The sequence below is a fragment of the Streptomyces sp. NTD91 genome (genome assembly GCF_059510455.1).
In genome coordinates, this window is record NZ_JCAJZW010000003.1 from 49,976 (window position 1) to 68,683 (window position 18,708).

An 18,708-nucleotide genomic window follows, 5' to 3' on the forward strand; every position below is an offset into this window, starting at 1 on the left:
TGGCAAGGAGGTTAGCCGGGCGGGCTGTGCGGGCGGAAATCGGTTAGCGCCTGCGCAGTGGCAGCGGGGCGCCCATGACGGCGTACGGCTTCGGAGCGCTCGGGAAGTGCACCTGGCGGGCGAGGTCGACGTAGCCGAGGGAGAAGTACAGGCCGCGGGCCGGGCTGTCGGTGTCGATCGCGGAGAGGATCGAGCGGGGTTCGGTGGCCGTGTCCGTGATTCCGGTGATCAGGTTCCGGCCGATACCGCGGTTCTGGTGATCGGGGTGCACGTGCAGCTCCGTGATCACGAAGGAGTCGTCCAGCCAGTGGTCGTTGCCGGCCGCGCGGAGGTAGGGCTCCACGACGGTGGACCACCAGTGGGTACGGGAGTTGGGCATGCCGTACACGAACCCGACGAGGCGACCGCCGACCGTCGCGCCGAGGGCCCGCGCGCCCGGGAACCGCATGTGACGCTGGACGATCTGCCGGCGTACGGCGACCTCGTCCGGGCCCAGGCCGAAGGCGACGGCTTGGACGGCGAGGGCCTCGTCGACGTGGGCTGCGAGGTCCAGGGGGCCGATCACGAGGTCCATGCGGGGAGCGTACAGCGGCTTCAGAACAGCACACTCATGAAGGCACCGACCTCTTGGAAGCCCACTCGCCTGTACGTCCTGCGGGCCGCGGTGTTGAAGTCGTTCACGTAGAGGCTGACGACCGGCGCCACGTCCACGAGTGCGTACCGCAGGACCGCCGTCATGCCGGGGGCGGCAAGGCCCCTCCCCCGGTACTCGGGGGCCACCCAGACGCCCTGGATCTGGCAGGCGTGGTTCGTCGCGGCGCCGATCTCCGCCTTGAAGACGACCTTGCCGTCCTCGTCGAGGCGGGCGAAGGAACGCCCGGAGCCGACGAGTTCGGCGACGCGCGCCTGGTACAGCAGCCCGCCGTCACCCGCCAGCGGCGAGACGCCGACCTCCTCGGTGAACATCGCCACGCACGCCGGCATGATCGTCTCCATCTCGTCCTTGCGGACGCGGCGGACGTAGGGGTCCGGGGCGATGTCGGCGGGCATGCGGTCGGTGATCATCAGGGGCTGGTGGGCACGGACCTCGCGCGCCGGGCCCCAGTGGGGTTCCAGCAGTCCCCACAGCGCGGCGGTGGCGTCGGCGGGGCCGACGATGGAGGAGCAGCGGCGGCCGGCCCTCCGCGCCCGGTCGGCGAAGGCACGCACGGCGCGCGAGGTGGCGCAGACCGGGACCAGGTTCGCGCCCGCGTAACACAGGGACGTGAGCATGCCGTCCGCGTACCAGCCCCACATCTCGCCGCCGAGCCGCCACGGGTCGAGACCGGCGACCTGCACCCGCGAGGTCACGAAGGCGTTCGCGACCGGCTCGCGGTCGAGAACGGCGAGCGCGGCGTCAAGGTCGCTCGGTTCGAGCACCCGAGAGGTCGTCTGGGTCAACACGTGGCGGGGGCCTCACCCTGGGGTTCTGCTGGTCGTGGAACTGTACCCCGGAGCTTTGCGGAGCGCTTCATCGCGAGGAACCGGCTCGGGCGAGAGCGGCGGAGAGTGCGGCTGGGTACCGAGAACCTCGCCGTGCAGCGTTCCTCGGACGTGGGGCGGGCACAGCAGCACGGCATCGAAGGTCGTCTTTTCCTGTCCGGGCAGTCCCGGTTTCCCTGCCCAGAACCTCACCGAGTCATTCATGGCACGCCACAGGATCTTGCGTTCTTCGATATCTTCCGACAGGACCGCTTCCGCGTTGTCGATGACGAGAAGGAAATGTGCGGCATCAAGCCAATGCAGATCTTGAAGGCAGTCTCGCAAGGCGTTCCAGTTCCAGCCGAAACAGTCCGGCAAGCGGAGAGCCTCGTAGTACTGGGTGAACACCCCGTCGGAGTCACGCATCTCCCGGCCCTGCATGCGGGCGGAATAGATCAGGCCGGTGGGCGGAAGAGCGTGAGTGGCAGGAATGGAGGTATCCGGCGATGTGACACGGACCGCGGCTTCATCCCGCGTCCACCAGAAGCTTTCGTTCATCGACCGGCCTCCATGACGATGTAGGTCTGATAATGGGTCGGAGTGCAGTAGGCGGAGCCGTCGGATCCTGCCACTATTCGCTCGCCGCCCCAGTTCGGGTTATCGGCCGACTGCACCGTTCCCCATTCTGTATATGTGATGGGGTTCCCTTGGCTGTCGAACTCCGGAAGCTTGTAGCCGCCGTTATTTCCACTGTTTTCGAATGGCTTTGGCAAGGAGGGACCCATGCGCTGCAGGTTGGCCCTCGGCAGAGCAGGTGTACCGCTTTTTCTCCTGGTCCGTGCCGTCAGGGGCACGCCCGCCAGGTGCAGGGCCGTGATCCGGTCCCCGGATGTCGTGCTCCTCAGGCGGTAGCCGCCGGACGACGCGATCGCCTGCGGGGTGCCCTCGGAGTCGTGGGCTGATCCTGGCGGGGGCGCTCGCCGGCAAGTGGGGCGTCACGCCGCTACACCCCGGCACATCCGTCCGGGCGGAGGTACGGCTGAGTCCCGCCACCCAGCGGTGACGGGACTCACGAGAGCAGAAAAGATCAGGGGGCCACCGACACCGACGGCTCGCCGGACTCCACGCCCTCGTCCTGCATCCGCTCGGCCAGCTTCATGGCCTCCTCGATGAGAGTCTCGACGATCTTGGACTCGGGGACGGTCTTGATGACCTCGCCCTTGACGAAGATCTGGCCCTTGCCGTTGCCGGAGGCGACGCCGAGGTCGGCCTCGCGGGCCTCGCCGGGGCCGTTCACCACGCAGCCCATGACGGCCACGCGGAGGGGGACCTCCATGCCGGTCAGGCCCGCTGTGACTTCTTCGGCGAGCTTGTAGACGTCGACCTGGGCGCGGCCGCAGGACGGGCAGGAGACGATCTCCAGGCCGCGCTGGCGCAGGCCGAGCGACTGGAGGATCTGGAGGCCGACCTTGACCTCCTCGACCGGCGGGGCCGACAGGGAGACCCGGATCGTGTCGCCGATGCCCTGGGACAGGAGCGCGCCGAAGGCCACCGCCGACTTGATCGTGCCCTGGAAGGCGGGGCCCGCCTCGGTCACGCCGAGGTGGAGCGGGTACTCGCACTGCTCGGCGAGCTGGCGGTAGGCCTCGATCATGACGACCGGGTCGTTGTGCTTGACGGAGATCTTGATGTCCCGGAAGTCGTGCTCCTCGAAGAGGGACGCCTCCCAGAGGGCGGATTCCACCAGGGCCTCGGGGGTCGCCCTGCCGTACTTCTGGAGCAGGCGCTTGTCCAGGGAGCCGGCGTTGACGCCGATGCGGATCGGGGTGCCGTGGTCCTTGGCGGCCTTGGCGATCTCCTTGACCTTGTCGTCGAACTGCTTGATGTTGCCGGGGTTCACGCGCACCGCGGCGCAGCCGGCCTCGATGGCGGCGAAGACGTACTTCGGCTGGAAGTGGATGTCCGCGATCACCGGGATCTGCGACTTCCTGGCGATGGTCGCGAGGGCGTCGGCGTCGTCCTGGGTGGGGCAGGCCACGCGGACGATCTGGCAGCCGGACGCGGTCAGCTCGGCGATCTGCTGGAGGGTGGCGCCGACGTCGGAGGTGCGGGTCGTCGTCATCGACTGGACCGAGACGGGCGCGTCCCCGCCGACCGCCACGCTTCCGACCTGGATCTGCCGGCTCTTCCGGCGCTCGGCGAGCTTGGTCGGAACGGACGGCATGCCGAGAGAAATCGCAGTCATCTGCTGTGCAACCCCAAGTCGTGGATCAAGATCCGGTCCCGTCGTCGGGCGGGCTCCAGGCTTCGAGATTACGGCACGAGCCTTGGCGCGAGCACATCCCACCCCGCAGACACCCTCGAGAGGAGGCGGCCCGGAGCACAGGGTTCCGGGCCGCCTCGAACGCCATGCGGCTAGGAGATTTTCACCGGGTTAACGACATCCGCGATCAGGACCAAGATCGTGAAGCACACAAAGATCCCCGCCACCACGTACGCCACCGGCATCAGCTTCGCCACGTCGAACGGGCCCGGGTCCGGGCGGCGCATGACCCTGGCCACGTTGCGGCGCAGTGCCTCCCACAGGGCGCCCGCGATGTGCCCGCCGTCGAGCGGGAGCAGCGGGAGCATGTTGAACAGGAACAGGGAGAGGTTGAAGCCGGCGAGGAGCATCACGAACATCGCCACCTGCTGGGAGGCGGGGATGTGGAGGGTGGCGATGTCGCCGGTGATGCGGGCCGCGCCGACGATGCCGACCGGGGAGTCCGGCTGGCGCGGGGCGTTGCCGAAGGCCGCGTCCCACAGGGCCGGGATCTTGCCGGGGATGGCGGCGAGGGAGTCGACGGCGTCGCCGACGCGGTCGGTCATCCAGGTCACGGACTGGCCGAAGTCCTGGTGGACGACGCCGGTGGCGGCGCTGAAGCCGAGGAAGCCGGCCTTCACGTACTTGCCCTCGACGTACTGGCCGCTGGAGTCCTTCTCGGCGACCTGGTTGGTGGCGATCGTGGCGTGCAGGGTGAGCTGCCTGCCGTCCCGCTCCACGACGATCGGGACGCTCTTGCCGGCGCTGTCGCGGATGAGGTCCGACAGGGTGTTCCAGTCCTTGGTCGGCTTGCCGGCGAAGGCGACGATCTTGTCGCGCTTCTTCATGCCGGCGGCCTGGGCCGGGGACGCGGGGTCGGACTTCTTGCAGCTGTCGCGGTGCTCGCTCTGGGCAATGACGCAGGGGGAGACCGAGGCGACCGTGGTGGTCTGCTGCTGGATGCCGAACCCCATGAGCACGGTGAAGAACAGGGCGACCGCGAGGATCAGGTTCATGAAGGGGCCGGCGAACATGACGATGACGCGCTTCCACGGCTTGCGCGTGTAGAACATGCGCGTCTCGTCACCGGGCTGCAGTTCCTCGAAGGCGGCCGAGCGGGCGTCCTCGATCATGCCGCGCCACGGGGAGGTGGAGCGGGCGGAGACCCGGCCCTTCTCGTCGGGCGGGAACATGCCGATCATGCGGATGTAGCCGCCGAGCGGGATGGCCTTGATGCCGTACTCGGTGTCGCCCCTCCTCCGCGACCAGACGGTCGGGCCGAAGCCGACCATGTACTGCGGCACCCGGATGCCGAAGAGCTTGGCCGTGGACAGGTGCCCCAGTTCGTGCCAGGCGATGGAGACGAGCAGGCCGAACGCGAAGACCAGTATCCCGAGGATGAACATCAAGGTCGTCATGCACGCGCCTCCGCGGTCGCCGTCGTGGCTGTGAGTTCGCGGGCCCGGGCGCGGGCCCAGGTCTCCGCTTCGAGGACGTCCGACACGGTGAGGGAAGTTCCCGTGGCCGGGGTGCCGTGCTCCTCGACGACCCTGGTGACGGTCTCCATGATGCCGTTGAAGGGCAGCGCGCCGTTCAGGAAGGCCTCGACGCACTCCTCGTTTGCGGCATTGAACACCGCCGGGGCCGTGCCCGCGAGCCGCCCCACGTGCCGGGCGAGGTTCACCGAGGGGAAGGCCTCGTTGTCCAGGGGGAAGAACTCCCAGGTGGAGGCCTTGCTCCAGTCGAAGGCGGGCGCCGCGTCCGGAACCCGTTCGGGCCAGCCCAGACCGATGGCGATGGGCCCGCGCATGTCGGGGGGCGTCGCCTGGGCGATCGTGGATCCGTCGGTGAACTCGACCATCGAGTGGACATACGACTGGGGATGCACGACCACCTCAATGCGGTCGAAGGGAATGTCGTAGAGCAGGTGTGCCTCGATGACCTCCAGGCCCTTGTTGACGAGGGTCGCGGAGTTGATCGTGATCACCGGGCCCATCGCCCAGGTGGGGTGGGCGAGGGCGTCCTCGACGGTCACGTCCGCCAGCTCGGCCTTCGTCCGGCCGCGGAAGGGTCCGCCGGACGCCGTCACCACCAGCTTGCGGACGTCGTCCCTCGTCCCCGCGGCCAGCGACTGGAAGAGCGCCGCGTGCTCGGAGTCGACCGGGATGATCTGGCCGGGCTCGGCCAGTTCCCTGACCAGCGGCCCGCCGACGATCAGGGACTCCTTGTTGGCGAGCGCCAGGGTGCGGCCCGCCTGCAGGGCGGCCAGGGTGGGGGCGAGGCCGATGGAGCCGGTGATGCCGTTGAGCACCGTGTGGCAGTCGGAGGCGGCGACCTGGGTGGCCGCGTCCGGCCCGGTGAGGATCTCGGGGAGCGGCTCGCCGGGTCCGTACGCGGCGGCGAGTGCCTCGCGCAGGGCGGGTACGGCGTCCTCGCGGGCGACCGCTACGGTGCGCACCCGCAGCCGGTGCGCCTGCTCGGCGAGGAGGGCGACGCGGCCGCCGTTCGCGGACAGCGCGGTGACCCGGAAGCGGTCGGGGTTGCGCAGCACGAGGTCGATGGCCTGGGTGCCGATGGATCCGGTGGAGCCGAGGATCACCACGTCCTTGGGGCCGTCGGCCGCGAGGGGGTCGTAGACGAGGTGCGGATCGGCGAGGGGTGCCGGATGGGCGGGGCTGTCGGTCATCCCCCCATTGTTGCCGCATCCACCGACAGCGAGGACAGGGTGTCCCTCGGGCGGGTGTGTGAACGGGTTTCGTCACGGAACGGAACATTGTCCGGTTTCAAAGCATCGGTGAAGGCCGTTGGTGAGACTGCGGTTCCCCGCTGCGGGGGCCTGTCCCCGCAGCGGATCTCCTTCCTGCCGAATTTCAGCGTGTCGCGCCGCCGGCGATGGCATCCTTCCGTAGGCGGCCGGCACGAGGGGCGCGCAGAAGATGGGGGAGGAATCACCGCCTTGAACCGTATGCGTACGACCACGACCGTTCTGGCGACGGCCGGCCTGCTGACCGCCGCTCAGCTCGCACTCGCCGGGGGCGCTTTCGCCGCCGCACAGGCGCCGACCAGCTCCGGCTGCCCGATCGACCTGGTCTACCCGTCCCGCTTCTCCATCGACTCCCACGGGTGGGTGACCAACGGCGGCCTGTACTTCGGCATCAAGAACAAGAGCACGACGAAGGCGTTCAAGAAGGTCGGCCTCACCGTCTCGGACGTGAAGAACATCCGCTTCGGTTCGGCCAAGGCCACGGGCGGCAAGGTCACCTCCAAGACGTCGAAGACGGTGACCGTGTACACGGGGACGCTGAACAAGAAGGCGAGCCTCGGGGTGAAGGTGCAGACGCACCTGCTCAACACCCACAGCTACAGGGCGAAGTTCACCCTGCACGGCTCGGGCTGGACCTGTGCCGTGAACCAGGGCACCTGGGGCAACTGACCCCCAGGCGCCCGGTCGACGGGCGGGAGAGCGGGTCAGGCCTCGAAGGGGCGGCGCGCGCTCTCCCGGGTGGATGGTCCGGGGGTCGCGTCGGCGATCCACGGGCCTTCCGCGGACGGGTCGAGGATGCCTTCCTCCAGCCAGGTGTAGGCGCCGCCGAGGACGCCCTTGACCACCTTGCGGTCCAGGTCGTCGGTGTTCGTCCACAGGCGGTCGAAGAGTTCGTCGACCCGGATGCGGGCCTGTCGGCAGAAGGCGTCGGCCAACTGGTAGGCCTCGCGTCCGTGGTCGCCCCGGCTGCGCAGCCATTCGGCGCGGACGCAGGCCGCGCTCATCGCGAACAGTTCGGCGCCGATGTCCACGATCCGCCCGAGGAAGCCCTGCTTGGTCTCCATCTTCCCCTGCCAGCGGGACATGGCGTAGAAGGTGGAGCGGGCCAGCTTGCGGGCGGTGCGCTCGACGTAGCGCAGATGTCCGGACAAGTCGATGCCGTGCTTGAACTGACCGTATGCCGTGGGCAGTTGGCCGGGTCCGGCGACCAGCCTGGGCAGCCACTTGGCATAGAAGACGCCCGCGTTCGCGCCCGCCTTGGCCTTGTCGGACAGGGACTTGTCGGGGTCGATGAGGTCCCCGGCGACCGAGAGGTGGGCGTCGACGGCCTCGCGGGCGATCAGCAGGTGCATGATCTCCGTGGAGCCCTCGAAGATGCGGTTGATGCGCAGGTCCCGCAGCATCTGCTCGGCCGGGACCGCGCGCTCGCCGCGCGCCTTGAGGGACTCGGCGGTCTCGTAGCCGCGGCCGCCGCGGATCTGTACCAGTTCGTCGGCCATCTTCCAGGCCATCTCAGAGCCGTAGAGCTTGGCGAGGGCGGCCTCGATGCGGATGTCGTTGCGGTCCTCGTCGGCCATCTGGGAGGACAGGTCGAGCACGGCCTCCAGGGCGAAGGTCGTGGCCGTGATGAACGAGATCTTGGAGCCGACGGCCTCGTGCAGCGCGACCGGCTTGCCCCACTGCTCGCGTTCCGCCGACCACTCGCGGGCGATCTTCAGACACCACTTGCCGGCGCCCGCGCACATCGCGGGCAGTGAGAGCCGGCCGGTGTTGAGCGTGGTGAGCGCGATCTTCAGGCCCGCGCCCTCGGGGCCGATGCGGTGGGCGGCCGGTACCCGGACCTGATGGAAGCGGGTGACGCCGTTCTCGATGCCGCGCAGGCCCATGAAGGCGTTGCGGTTCTCGACGGTGATGCCCTCGCTCGTCGCCTCGACGACGAACGCGGTGATACCGCCCTTGTGCCCCTCGGACTTCGGTACCCGGGCCATCACGACGAGCAGGTCGGCGACCACCCCGTTGGTGGTCCACAGTTTCACCCCGTCGAGGACGTAGTCGTCTCCGTCGGGTACGGCGGTGGTGGCCAGGCGCGCCGGGTCGGAGCCGACGTCCGGCTCGGTGAGCAGGAAGGCGGAGATGTCGGTGCGGGCGCAGCGGGGCAGGAAGGCGTCCTTCTGCTCCTGGGTGCCGAACATCTTCAGCGGCTGGGGCACGCCGATCGACTGGTGGGCGGAGAGCAGCGCGCCGACGGCGGGGCTCACGGAGCCGACCAGGGCGAGCGCCTTGTTGTAGTACAGCTGGGTGAGGCCGAGTCCGCCGTACTTGGGGTCGATCTTCATGCCGAGGGCGCCGAGTTCCTTCAGGCCGGCGACGACCTCGTCGGGGATGCGGGCCTCGCGCTCGATGCGGGCGCCGTCGACGGTGGACTCGCAGAACGCGCGCAGTTTGGCGAGGAACTCCTCGCCGCGGCTGACGCTGTCGGGGTCCGGGAGCGGGTGGGGGTGGATGAGATCGAGCCGGAAGCGCCCGAGGAACAGCTCCTTGGCGAAGCTCGGCTTGTGCCAGTCCTGCTGCCGGGCGGCCTCCGCCACCTGGCGGGCCTCTCGTTCGGTGACGGTGGTGCGTGGGGTGGTGGGGGCGGACATGAGGCTCACCTCGCCGCGAAGAGGGATGATTACGGATCGTTCGCTACCGACCAGTGCTACTGGATCGTTGGTACCCGAAACGGGCCGCCCCCACCACCCCTCGCGGTCCATCCGGCCGAAAGCCCTGCCGCAGGCCCGGCCGACGGGTGTGGTACTGCTGCCAGGGTGGGCCATCTACCCTCGGAGACATGTCGTCGAAGCGCTTCGACACCCTCTGGACACCCCGCCCGGCCGAGGGTTAGTGTCAATCTCACCCCTCACCGAACCCCGTCGGGGAGGCGCAACAGTCGAAGCGCTTCACAGAGCCTTGGAGCACGGATGGTCACCCTCGCCGAGGTAGCCCAGCACGCCGGAGTCTCGGCGAGCACGGTGAGCTATGTCCTCAGCGGCAAACGGTCCATCTCCGCGACCACCCGGCAGCGGGTCGAGCAGAGCATCCGGGAACTGGGCTACCACCCGAACGCCGGGGCCCGCGCCCTGGCCGGGAAACGGTCGAACATCATCGCGCTGATGATCCCGCTGCGCACCGACATGTACGTGCCGGTGATGATGGAGATCGCCGTCGCCGTGGCCACCACGGCCCGCACGCACGGCTACGACATCCTGCTGCTCACGGGCGAGGAGGGGCCCGACGCGGTACGCCGGGTGACCGGCAGCGGTCTCACCGACGCGATGATCCTCATGGACGTCGAACTGGAGGACGAGCGGCTGCCGCTGCTGCGCCGTGGCGACGCCGCCGCTCACGCGAAGCCGGGGGCGGGGGACGACCAGCCCTCGGTGCTCATCGGTCTGCCCGCCGATCCCACCGGTCTGACCTGCGTGGACCTGGACTGGAGCGCCACGGGCGCGCTGTGCGTGGAGCACCTGGCAGGTCTCGGCCATCGCGACATCGCCGTCATCGGCGAGGCCCCGGCCGTCTACGAGCGGCACACCGGCTTCGCCGAGCGCACCCTGGACGGTCTGCGCTCCGGGGCCCGGAGGACCGGCGTGCGGCTGCTGCACCGCCCGTGCGAGGGCGGTTACGACGCGACGGCCGTGACCCTGGCCCGGATCCTGGACGAGCGCCCGGGAACGACCGGGTTCGTGGTGCAGAACGAGTCGGCGGTGGAGCCGCTGCTCGCGCTGCTGCGCCAGCAGGGCCGGGCGGTGCCGGAGGACGTGTCCGTGGTCGCGATCTGCCCGGACCAGGTCGCCGTGCAGGCTTCGGTGCGGCTGACCTCGGTCGGCATCCCGGCGCAGGAGATGGGCCGCTACGCGGTCGAGCATCTGGTGGCCAAGCTGAACGGGTGCGGCAGCGACGAGGTCGTGCTGATCGCGCCCGAGCTGACGGTGCGGGCGAGTTCGGGACCGGTCCCGACCGCCCCCTGAAGACACTCCGACCGAGACACCCCCGGCCGCCTCCCGCGGACCTGGTACGCCTCCGACGCCGGCCGCCCGGCCTGCTCGGCTCCGACGTGATCGGCAGCCGCCGGACGTACCTGTGCTTCGCGGGCACCCCCGCTCCTCCCCTTCGGCCACGGCCTGACTACGCCTCCTTCGCCTACGTCGGCCTCGCGCCGGTGTCGAGGAGGTCGCGCTGCGGATCTCGTGCGCGGTGGCGAACGCCGGGGACCGGCCGGCGGGCGAGGTGGTGCAGGTCTACGGGCGGGTCGCAAAGCCGTAGGTGGCCCGCCCGCGCCACGAGCCGCCGACGCGCCCTCGCCCTCTGCGGCGCGACCACCGTTGCCTTCGAAGTACCGCTGAGTGAGCCGAAGTTCCGGGACGTGACCCGGGTGAGCGGGGGGCTGGACCGCGCGGGGCCGACTTCGACGAACAGTCCGGCGCCGCGATCGTGGACCGGACGTGACGGCGGGCGACGCGGTGACGCCGGAGCAGGCGGGACGGCCGAACCGGTCCGCCGGGCCTGCGACTTCGGTACGGGGACAGCAAGGTGCCGGCGCAGATGGCCGGCGAGGGCGTACGGCCACTGTCCCTGGACGGCGGCCAGGTGCCGGCCGCGCTGCCCCTGGGCACCCCACCGCGGGTGTCCACGACCTCCACCTCGGGCTGCGCGGCCCGCTGTGGCTCGCGCACGTCGGTTTCTCCGGTCGAGGGTCCGGAGACGGCCGGCGGCGGAAGGGGCCCGGCACCGAAAAGTGGTGCCGGGCCCTTCTGCAGCGCGGGCGGTGCTGCGGTCCCGCCTACTCGAGAAAGGTTTCCACTAGCGGACGGGCTGCTTGGCCAGGGCCGGGACGAAGCGCAGGGCGTCCAGGGTGCCCACACCCGTGGCCATGTCGTAGCCGTTGACGGCCTTGTAGCCCTTGACGCCCTGGTAGCTGTTGTCGGTGCCGTCGTTGACATCGACGACGCCCGGGCTCTTCTGCTTCAGCAGGGTGTAGAGGGCGGTGTTGATGGTGCCCAGACGGTGGCCTGCCGCCTGGTCGGCGAGGGCGACGATGCCCGAGAAGAGCGGGCTGGCCTCGCTGGTGCCGCCGGAGACGTCCCAGCCGGTGGCGGTCGGGTCGAAGCTGGAGTACACCCAGGCACCGCCGTTGACCGCGGCGGCCATCGAGATGTCCGGGGTGCCGCGGCGGGTGCCGACGGTCTTCCGCACGCCGTCCTGGAAGCCGGGGCGGGTGAACACGTGGGACTGGCCGCCGCCGCTCGCGCCGTAGTCGTTGTAGACGCTGTCCGGCTTGATCCGCTGCCCCTTGTCGTTCAGGTGCAGCTGGGTGCCGCCGATGGAGGTGACCAACGGGTCGGACGACGGCCAGGAGTTGACGCGCTTGTTGTAGTACGTCTTGCCGTCCAGCTTCATGTCGGTGGCGCCGCCGTCACCGGAGGAGGCGAGCACCGTCACGTGCTTGCGGTGCGCGGCCTCGAAGGCGTAGCGCAGCTTCTTGATGCTGGAGAAGTCGCCCTTGTCGAAACCCGGGAAGGTGTTCTCGGTGGCGCCGAAGCTCTGGCTGATGACGTCGCCGACCCCGTGGTCGATCAGGTACTTCTCCGCGGACATCATCTCCGGCAGACCGGTGGTGCCCTCGGTCTCGGAGACCGCGGTCTCCACCAGGACGATCTTCGCGCCGGGCGCGACGGCGTGCGCCATCTCTACGTCCAGCGTGGTCTCGCCGGCCCAGCCGGTCATGTCCGAGTTCTTCGGGTCGAACTTCGGGACGTGGCCCCACTTGACGACATCGACCTTGGTGCTGGGCAGCCCGAACTGCTTGCTGTAGACGTCCAGGTCGTGCTGGACGGTCGGGGACCCGAAGGAGTCGACGATGACGATCGTCCGGCCCTTGCCCGTGATGCCCTTCTTGTACAGCGGGTTCAGGCCGTACGCGGTGCGGTACTGCAGCGGGTTGTAGCAGTTGATGTGCCACTTGGCCTGGCACTGCGCGATGGGCAGCGGGCTGGCCACGCCGTGGACGAGGGTGTGCCCCGCGACGGCCGGCTGCGCGAAGGTGTGCGGCACGCCGGCGGGTGCGGCGGTGGTGGCGCCGGCCTGGGAGGTGGCCGCCAGAGCGGCGGCGACCAGCGCGGCGGTGGCGGCGGACGCCGCGACGCCGCGCCCGGTACGGGCTATGTGCATGTGTTCCCCTGGGAGATCCGATACGTCCTGAGGCGGACGAAGTGGTCAGGCGCATCCCATCGGGTGAGTCATGGACAGGACAAGACGCAGGGGCACAGTCTTGAACCGCCGATATCAAATCCTTTACCGGACAGCAGAAATGGGGGAAACAGAAACGGCCGCAGCCCCCGCACAGTGGGCTGCGGCCGTTTCGTCCGACCTGTCCGTGGCAGGTCAGAGCGCGAGACCGGTGAGGACCAGCACGCGCTCGTAGGTGTAGTCCTCCATCGCGAACCGCACGCCTTCGCGGCCCACGCCGGACTGCTTGGCGCCGCCGTACGGCATCTGGTCGGCGCGGTAGGACGGGACGTCGCCGACCACCACGCCGCCGACCTCGAGGGCGCGATGGGCGCGGAAGGCGACCTGCAGGTCGTGGGTGAACACGCCCGCCTGGAGGCCGTACTTGGAGTCGTTGACCGCGGCGAACGCCTCGGCCTCGCCGTCCACCTTCTGCACGGTGAGGACCGGTCCGAAGACCTCCTCGCAGGCGAGCGTCACGTCCGCCGGTACGTCGGTGAGGACGGTCGGCGCGTAGGAGGCGCCGTCGCGGTCGCCACCGGTGAGCAGCGCGGCACCGGCCTCGACGGCCTCCTTCACCCAGGACTCCACGCGCTTGGCGGCGTCCTCGCTGACCAGCGGGCCGACGTCCGTCTTGGGGTCGGACGGGTCGCCGGTGACCTGCGCCTCGACGGCGGCGACGATACGCGGCACCAGGCGGTCGTAGACGGACGCGTCGGCGATCACGCGCTGCACGGAGATGCAGGACTGGCCGCCCTGGTAGTTGGAGAAGGTCGCGATGCGGGTCGCGGCCCAGTCCAGGTCGGCGTCGCTCGCGTAGTCGGCGAGAACGACCGCGGCGCCGTTGCCGCCCAGCTCCAGGGTGCAGTGCTTGCGCGGCACCGAGTCCATGATCGCGTAGCCGACCTTGTCGGAGCCGGTGAAGGAGATGACCGGCAGCCGCTCGTCCTGGACCAGGGCGGGCATGCGGTCGTTCGGCACCGGCAGGATGCTCCAGGAGCCGGCCGGCAGCTCGGTCTCGGCCAGCAGCTCGCCGAGGATCAGGCCGGACAGCGGGGTGGCCGGGGCGGGCTTGAGGACGATCGGCGCGCCGACGGCGATCGCCGGAGCGACCTTGTGGGCACACAGGTTCAGCGGGAAGTTGAACGGCGCGATGCCGAGCACGACACCCTTCGGGAAGCGACGGGTGAGGGCCAGCCGGCCCTGGCCGCCGGCGTCGGTGTCGAGGCGCTGGGCCTCGCCGCCGTTGAACCGCCGGGCCTCCTCGGCGGCGAACCGGAACACCGAGACGGCACGGCCGACCTCACCACGGGCCCACTTGACGGGCTTGCCGTTCTCGGCGGAGATCAGCTGGGCGATCTCCTCGGTGCGCTCGGCCAGCCGCTTGCTGACGTGGTCCAGGGCGGCGGCGCGCACGTGGGCCGCCGTGGCGGCGAACTCGTCCCGCACCGCGTACGCGGCGGCCACGGCCTCCTCGACCTGGGCGTCGGACGGCACGCTGACCGTGCCGACGAGCCGGCCGTCCCACGGGGAGGTGACGTCGAAGGTGTCCTCGCCGGTGACCTGGCGGCCGGCGAGCCAGAAGGCGTGGGTGGAAGTCATAGGTGAGTCCCGGCCCTTCCGCGTTGGAGGTGTGCTTGGCTTTCGTGGTCCACGGTAGGGCGGGGGCGGCCGGGGGTCGCTTGTCCGACTCGTAGCAGTGGGCGGACCGCGCACTACTGTTTGGACTACTGGACCTGGCGACTACTCCGTGCTGGTCGCCTTCAGCGCGAGCCACAACTCCATCCGCACGTCCGGATCGTCCAGGGAGCGGCCAAGGATCTCCTCGACCCGTCGCATCCGGTACCGCAGTGTGTGCCGGTGCACGCCCAGGTCCGCGGCGGCCGCGTCCCACTGCCCGTGCCGGGACAGCCACGCCCGCAGCGAGGCGACGAGATCCCCGCGCCCCGTCGCGTCGTGCTCGTGCAACGCCCGCAGCAGCCCGTCCGCGAACGCCTTCACCGCGTCGTCGGCCAGCAGCGGCAGCACCGAGCCCGCGGCCAGTCGCTCGTGCTCCACCAGGACCCGCCCCCGGCGCCGCGCCACCGACAGCGCCTGCTCCGCCTGCTTGTAGGCAGCGGCGGCGGCGATCGGCCCGGCCGGCGCGGACAGACCGACGACCAGCTCGTCCTCGTCTCCCGCGGACTGCTCGGGCACGGCCCTGGCCGTCTCCAGCGCCGCCGCGTACCGCGTGCAGGCGGCCACCGCGGCGCCCCCGTCGGCGGCGAGCACCACCAGCCGCTCGCCCTCGGGCACGACCAGGACGGCCTCGCCGGAGCGCGCGGCGGCGGACTCCACGCTCTCCGTCAGCCCGCCGAGCGGATCCCCGCCGTCGGTGATCCCGGCGCCACCCGGTGCGCGCGCGCGTCCTTGGGCCTCGGCGTGCGCCCGTGCGGCCGGGCCCGGCACCGACTCGGCGACGATCATCCGGAACGGCGCGTCGAGCAGTCCGCCGTACAGATCGCCGGCGACGGCCCGGGCGTGGTCGGGCTCTCCGGCGAGGAGCATGCGCAGCACCGCCGTGCCGACGCGCTGTTCGGCCGCCTGCAGGGAGCGGGAGCGTTCGGTGGTGAGGGTGAGCAGCGCGATGGCCGAGTGCACGGCGTACCGCTCGGCGGTGCCGAGGGGCGCGGCGGTGCCGACGGCCAGGGCGGCGCGCGGGCGCCGGCCCGTGCCCAGGGAGTGCAGCTCGACCCGGTCCTCGTGGTCGGGGCCGCCGACGACGCACGAGGCGGGCGCGGGCCGCTCCCGCAGCCGCTCGACGTCCGCCGTCAGCCGGGCGGCACGCCGCCCGGCCCACTCGGGTGCGGCGGCGACGACGGCGCCGGAGGCGTCGTACAGCGCGGCCCAGCCGTCGACCTGCCCGGCGAGTACGCCGAGCAGCCCCTCGGGTCCGGCGTTCAGGGCCTGCCTGGTCAGCTCCCTCTGGGCGGCGAAGCCGGCGGTGACGGCCCGGTACTGGTCGGCGGCGATGGCGGCGGAGACGGCCTTGCTGATGGCGAGGAAGGGGGTGCGGCGGGGCACCTCCAGCAACGGCAGCCCTTCCTCCTCGCAGGCGTCGACGAGCGGGGCGGGGATGTCCTCGTAGTTGACCCCCACGGCGAACCCGAGCCCCACGACTCCCGCGCCGACCAGCCGCTTCACATACCGCCGCATGGCCTCGCGGTTCTCCGCGTCCAGCTTCAGCGCGGTGATCAGCAGCAGCTCGCCGCCCTCCATGTACGGCACGGGGTCGGCCAGCTCGCTGACGTGCGCCCAGCGGACGGGCACATCGAGACGGTCCTCGCCCGCGCGTACGGTCAGCTTCAGCGCGGAGTGGTGGACGAGCGAGGCGAGCGTCGGGGGCATGGGGCCTTCACGGTGAGGGGGATCGAGGCGACCGGACAATCCGGCAGGCCAGGCTGATCTTTTGGCCGCAGCGTATGAACGGCCTACCCCGATTCTGCCTCACCGTACGATCCCGTGCCGCCCCTCACCCCCGCAGATCCACGAGCAACGGCGGCGCGTGCTCCCCGCGCACACTCGTCAGAGACACCACCGCATGCCCCGCCGGCACCCCATGAGCCAACTCGGACGCCGACCACCGCTCCCGCTCGACCTGACGGACGGTGACGGCGCGGGCGGTGGGCGCCTTGCCGGTGATGATCCGGCGCAGCATGTGCACGGCCTTGCCCGCCGGGGTCTCGGCGATGATCTGCCGATCGGTGACGTCACGGGTCTCGATCCACTCCTTGCCCCACACCTCGGCGAAGTCCTGCCCGTCCCAGGGGGTGAGGCCGGACAGCGCCATCCGGCAGCCGGTGGCGCCGAGCAGCGGAGTGCGCAGCGGCCTCGGCACGTCGTCCAGGGTGCGCAGGGTGAGCACCACGCCGGCGCCCGCCGAACGGAGCCGCTGGACGCCGTGGACCGCCTCCGGGGTGACGACACCGGAGGCGTCGTCCAGGATCAGGCAGGCGAAGAGCGAGCGGTCCTCCCGTACCGTCACGACCGCCGTGAACTGCGCGAGCACGAGCCGGGCCAGGATCCGGGAGGCGTCGGCGTGTCCGCGCTGGGGCAGGTCGATGCGGACGCGCACCGGGTGGTCGAGGGCCTTGAGCGAGAACGGCCGGGTCTGTCCGGAGGTGTCGAAGAAGGGCGCGAAGACAGGCCGGTCGAGCAGCGCGATCCGGTCGGCGAGCGCGGTGCCGATGTCGCCCGGATGGGTCATCTGGCGCTCGCGGGCGTCGAGTTCCCTCAGCAGCCCGTCCTGTCCGGTGTCCGTGAGGGCCTTGCGCAGCGCGGCGAGCGGGCCTGGCGCGCCGTCGAGGAGCCCGCGCAGCTCGGGCACGGACGGAAAACGGCCGTGAACGGCGTGGAAGGGGCCGAGGAGCTGAGCGAGGACCGTGGTGGCGCGGCGTCCGTCGCTGCCCGGGTGCGGGTCGACGAGGTCGCCGACGAGCGCCTCGGCGAGTATGGCCGCGGCCTCGTCGGGGTCGGTGGTCCCGCCGTAGAGATCGAGGTCGTAGACCGAGTCCGGGTTGCCGATGCCGACGACGACGTCGTACGCCTCGTCCGGACCGAGTCCGGCGCCCGCCGCGCCGACGGCCACGACGGAGGCCCGCCCGGCGAGGGCGTGCAGGCACAGGGACTCGGCGAGCGGCCGTACCACGGCGCCGGTCTTCCCGGAGCCGGACGGGCCGACCGCGAGGAGCGAGGTGCCGAGCAGCCCGGGGTCGAGTCCGAGGCCCGCGCCCCGGTACTCGTAGGGGTTGCGGGGATCGTCGGCGGCGGCGCCGAGCCGGACCTGGCCGGTGAGCAGGTCGTGACGGGCGTGCCGGACGGGCAGGTCGCGTTCGCCGGAGGGGTGCGGACAGGCGGTGGAGCCGTCCTTGAGCACGGCGCCGGTGAAGGTGGCCAGGGTGTGCCGGCCCGAGCGCACCGCCTGCCAGGCCCGGCTGATCCGGGCGTGATCGACGTCCCTCATGAGTCCGGCCCGCGCCTCGGCGGCGAGCCGGTCGGCTGCCTCGTGAGCACCGGCGTGGCGCAGCTGGGGCCACTCGGCCGGGTCCTGCTCGGGTGCCGGCGGACGCTCGGCCACCGGAAGGCTCAGGCGCCAGGCGGGCGGGCCGTAGCGGCGCCAGACCTCTCCCCAGCGGCCGATACGGCCGACGATGTACACAATGGCCAGGGCGATGACGGCGTAGTAGCCGTACCAGAGGAATGCGCGCGACACACTGCTGTCGCTGTTGCGCCAGGAGTCGGGGACGAGCAGTTCCAGGGGCAGCACCCACCAGCTGCCGAGGTAGCCATTCCACAGCAGGGACCAGACCAGCCAGCCCACGAGGAAGGCGATGAGAGCACCGCTGATCAGCTGCCGGGCCGGCGTCTGCTCGGATTCCTGCTGCGGCCGGGGCCGGTGCCCGAGGCGCCATACGCCGGGTGCCGCCTCCGGGCGGGGTGTCCGCAGCCAGGTGAGGAAGGCGGAGCCGTCGGGTTTTGGTGGCGCGCTCGGGGGTGCCGCCGGCATCGGGGGCACCGCGGGGCCCTCCCGTGGCGCGGTCGGGCGCGGTACAGGATGCGCATGCGTGCCGCGTGCGTCCCACGTGCCGTCGCTGTCCATCGCCCTTGCCCCCTGACCAGCCGCTCCGTCCACCATCAGCGAGCCAATCTAACGCCCCGGCAAGGGGAGTTCACCGCTTACGCGGCCGAGAGCTCCCGCCGACCGGGCCCACCTGCCCCACCGGGCTATGTCCACCACGGACAACCGCTGCCCTCGACAACGCCCACATGGAGCATGCCCACCCCCCGCCCCCGGCCCTAGCCTGCGAAGAAAGAACAGGTATGCGGCCGAAGAATTCACCGCCCGGAATCCCGGGACCGCCCGGTACGCAAGATC

14 protein-coding genes are annotated in these 18,708 nt (G+C 70.9%); 2 read left to right on the forward strand and 12 right to left on the reverse strand.

Annotated elements, in window-relative coordinates:
- Positions 1 to 43: 43 nt before the first annotated feature.
- The 7 genes from AC5WRT_RS04765 to dxr all read right to left on the reverse strand — a co-directional run bounded on the left by AC5WRT_RS04765 (position 44) and on the right by dxr (position 6,449).
- Positions 44 to 574, reverse strand: a complete 531-nt coding sequence (locus AC5WRT_RS04765) for a GNAT family N-acetyltransferase (RefSeq protein WP_496096304.1) — start codon at positions 572 to 574, stop codon at positions 44 to 46.
- A 20-nt stretch (positions 575 to 594) separates the two neighbouring features.
- Positions 595 to 1,443 carry a GNAT family N-acetyltransferase gene (locus tag AC5WRT_RS04770; protein WP_496099955.1) on the reverse strand — a complete coding sequence of 283 codons (849 nt, stop codon included), beginning with the start codon at positions 1,441 to 1,443 and terminating at the stop codon, positions 595 to 597.
- A 12-nt stretch (positions 1,444 to 1,455) separates the two neighbouring features.
- Positions 1,456 to 2,019, reverse strand: a complete 564-nt coding sequence (locus AC5WRT_RS04775) for a barstar family protein (RefSeq protein ID WP_496096302.1) — start codon at positions 2,017 to 2,019, stop codon at positions 1,456 to 1,458.
- A complete protein-coding gene (locus AC5WRT_RS04780; RefSeq protein ID WP_496096301.1) occupies positions 2,016 to 2,246 on the reverse strand; it encodes a hypothetical protein in 231 nt (76 codons plus the stop codon). The genes AC5WRT_RS04775 and AC5WRT_RS04780 overlap by 4 nt, the downstream gene beginning before the upstream one ends.
- Positions 2,247 to 2,548: 302 nt before the next feature.
- Positions 2,549 to 3,706 (reverse strand): flavodoxin-dependent (E)-4-hydroxy-3-methylbut-2-enyl-diphosphate synthase, encoded by a 1,158-nt coding sequence (gene ispG, locus AC5WRT_RS04785; protein WP_496096300.1) that lies wholly within the window; start codon positions 3,704 to 3,706, stop codon positions 2,549 to 2,551.
- A 170-nt stretch (positions 3,707 to 3,876) separates the two neighbouring features.
- Positions 3,877 to 5,181 (reverse strand): M50 family metallopeptidase, encoded by a 1,305-nt coding sequence (locus AC5WRT_RS04790; RefSeq protein WP_496096299.1) that lies wholly within the window; start codon positions 5,179 to 5,181, stop codon positions 3,877 to 3,879.
- Positions 5,178 to 6,449 (reverse strand): 1-deoxy-D-xylulose-5-phosphate reductoisomerase, encoded by a 1,272-nt coding sequence (gene dxr, locus AC5WRT_RS04795; protein ID WP_496096298.1) that lies wholly within the window; start codon positions 6,447 to 6,449, stop codon positions 5,178 to 5,180. Before dxr ends, AC5WRT_RS04790 begins: the two co-directional genes overlap by 4 nt.
- A gap of 279 nt (positions 6,450 to 6,728) precedes the next feature.
- Between dxr and AC5WRT_RS04800 the strand changes: the two genes are divergently transcribed.
- Positions 6,729 to 7,196, forward strand: a complete 468-nt coding sequence (locus AC5WRT_RS04800) for a hypothetical protein (protein WP_496096343.1) — start codon at positions 6,729 to 6,731, stop codon at positions 7,194 to 7,196.
- Positions 7,197 to 7,231: 35 nt separating this feature from the next.
- Here the strand turns inward: AC5WRT_RS04800 and AC5WRT_RS04805 are convergent, their stop codons facing one another.
- On the reverse strand, positions 7,232 to 9,169 hold the full coding sequence (locus AC5WRT_RS04805; protein WP_496096297.1) for an acyl-CoA dehydrogenase family protein: 1,938 nt from the start codon (positions 9,167 to 9,169) through the stop codon (positions 7,232 to 7,234).
- A 318-nt stretch (positions 9,170 to 9,487) separates the two neighbouring features.
- Between AC5WRT_RS04805 and AC5WRT_RS04810 the strand changes: the two genes are divergently transcribed.
- Positions 9,488 to 10,537 carry a LacI family DNA-binding transcriptional regulator gene (locus tag AC5WRT_RS04810; protein ID WP_496099956.1) on the forward strand — a complete coding sequence of 350 codons (1,050 nt, stop codon included), beginning with the start codon at positions 9,488 to 9,490 and terminating at the stop codon, positions 10,535 to 10,537.
- A gap of 832 nt (positions 10,538 to 11,369) precedes the next feature.
- On the opposite strand, the gene AC5WRT_RS04815 is transcribed toward AC5WRT_RS04810, so the two are convergent.
- The 4 genes from AC5WRT_RS04815 to AC5WRT_RS04830 form a co-directional block, all read right to left on the reverse strand.
- Positions 11,370 to 12,737, reverse strand: coding sequence for a S53 family peptidase (locus tag AC5WRT_RS04815; RefSeq protein ID WP_496099957.1), 1,368 nt, complete (start codon positions 12,735 to 12,737; stop codon positions 11,370 to 11,372).
- Positions 12,738 to 12,950: 213 nt separating this feature from the next.
- Entirely contained in the window at positions 12,951 to 14,396 is a 1,446-nt protein-coding gene (locus AC5WRT_RS04820; RefSeq protein WP_496099958.1) for an aldehyde dehydrogenase family protein, read from the reverse strand.
- A 141-nt stretch (positions 14,397 to 14,537) separates the two neighbouring features.
- Complete coding sequence (locus tag AC5WRT_RS04825) at positions 14,538 to 16,181, reverse strand: PucR family transcriptional regulator (protein ID WP_496096293.1); 1,644 nt, start codon at positions 16,179 to 16,181, stop codon at positions 14,538 to 14,540.
- A gap of 124 nt (positions 16,182 to 16,305) precedes the next feature.
- Positions 16,306 to 18,432 carry an ATP-binding protein gene (locus AC5WRT_RS04830; RefSeq protein ID WP_496096292.1) on the reverse strand — a complete coding sequence of 709 codons (2,127 nt, stop codon included), beginning with the start codon at positions 18,430 to 18,432 and terminating at the stop codon, positions 16,306 to 16,308.
- Between the last annotated feature and the right edge of the window lie 276 nt (positions 18,433 to 18,708).

What these genes read in the sequence shown, in the direction of transcription:
- AC5WRT_RS04775 (WP_496096302.1), bottom strand. Translation starts at nt 2,019, where the DNA reads ATGAACGAAAGCTTCTGGTGGACGCGGGATGAAGCCGCGGTCCGTGTC.
- AC5WRT_RS04780 (WP_496096301.1), bottom strand. Translation starts at nt 2,246, where the DNA reads ATGGGTCCCTCCTTGCCAAAGCCATTCGAAAACAGTGGAAATAACGGC.
- AC5WRT_RS04765 (WP_496096304.1), bottom strand. Translation starts at nt 574, where the DNA reads ATGGACCTCGTGATCGGCCCCCTGGACCTCGCAGCCCACGTCGACGAG.
- AC5WRT_RS04820 (WP_496099958.1), bottom strand. Translation starts at nt 14,396, where the DNA reads ATGACTTCCACCCACGCCTTCTGGCTCGCCGGCCGCCAGGTCACCGGC.
- AC5WRT_RS04815 (WP_496099957.1), bottom strand. Translation starts at nt 12,737, where the DNA reads ATGCACATAGCCCGTACCGGGCGCGGCGTCGCGGCGTCCGCCGCCACC.
- AC5WRT_RS04790 (WP_496096299.1), bottom strand. Translation starts at nt 5,181, where the DNA reads ATGACGACCTTGATGTTCATCCTCGGGATACTGGTCTTCGCGTTCGGC.
- AC5WRT_RS04805 (WP_496096297.1), bottom strand. Translation starts at nt 9,169, where the DNA reads ATGTCCGCCCCCACCACCCCACGCACCACCGTCACCGAACGAGAGGCC.
- ispG (WP_496096300.1), bottom strand. Translation starts at nt 3,706, where the DNA reads ATGACTGCGATTTCTCTCGGCATGCCGTCCGTTCCGACCAAGCTCGCC.
- AC5WRT_RS04825 (WP_496096293.1), bottom strand. Translation starts at nt 16,181, where the DNA reads ATGCCCCCGACGCTCGCCTCGCTCGTCCACCACTCCGCGCTGAAGCTG.
- AC5WRT_RS04810 (WP_496099956.1), top strand. Translation starts at nt 9,488, where the DNA reads ATGGTCACCCTCGCCGAGGTAGCCCAGCACGCCGGAGTCTCGGCGAGC.
- AC5WRT_RS04800 (WP_496096343.1), top strand. Translation starts at nt 6,729, where the DNA reads ATGCGTACGACCACGACCGTTCTGGCGACGGCCGGCCTGCTGACCGCC.
- dxr (WP_496096298.1), bottom strand. Translation starts at nt 6,449, where the DNA reads ATGACCGACAGCCCCGCCCATCCGGCACCCCTCGCCGATCCGCACCTC.
- AC5WRT_RS04830 (WP_496096292.1), bottom strand. Translation starts at nt 18,432, where the DNA reads ATGGACAGCGACGGCACGTGGGACGCACGCGGCACGCATGCGCATCCT.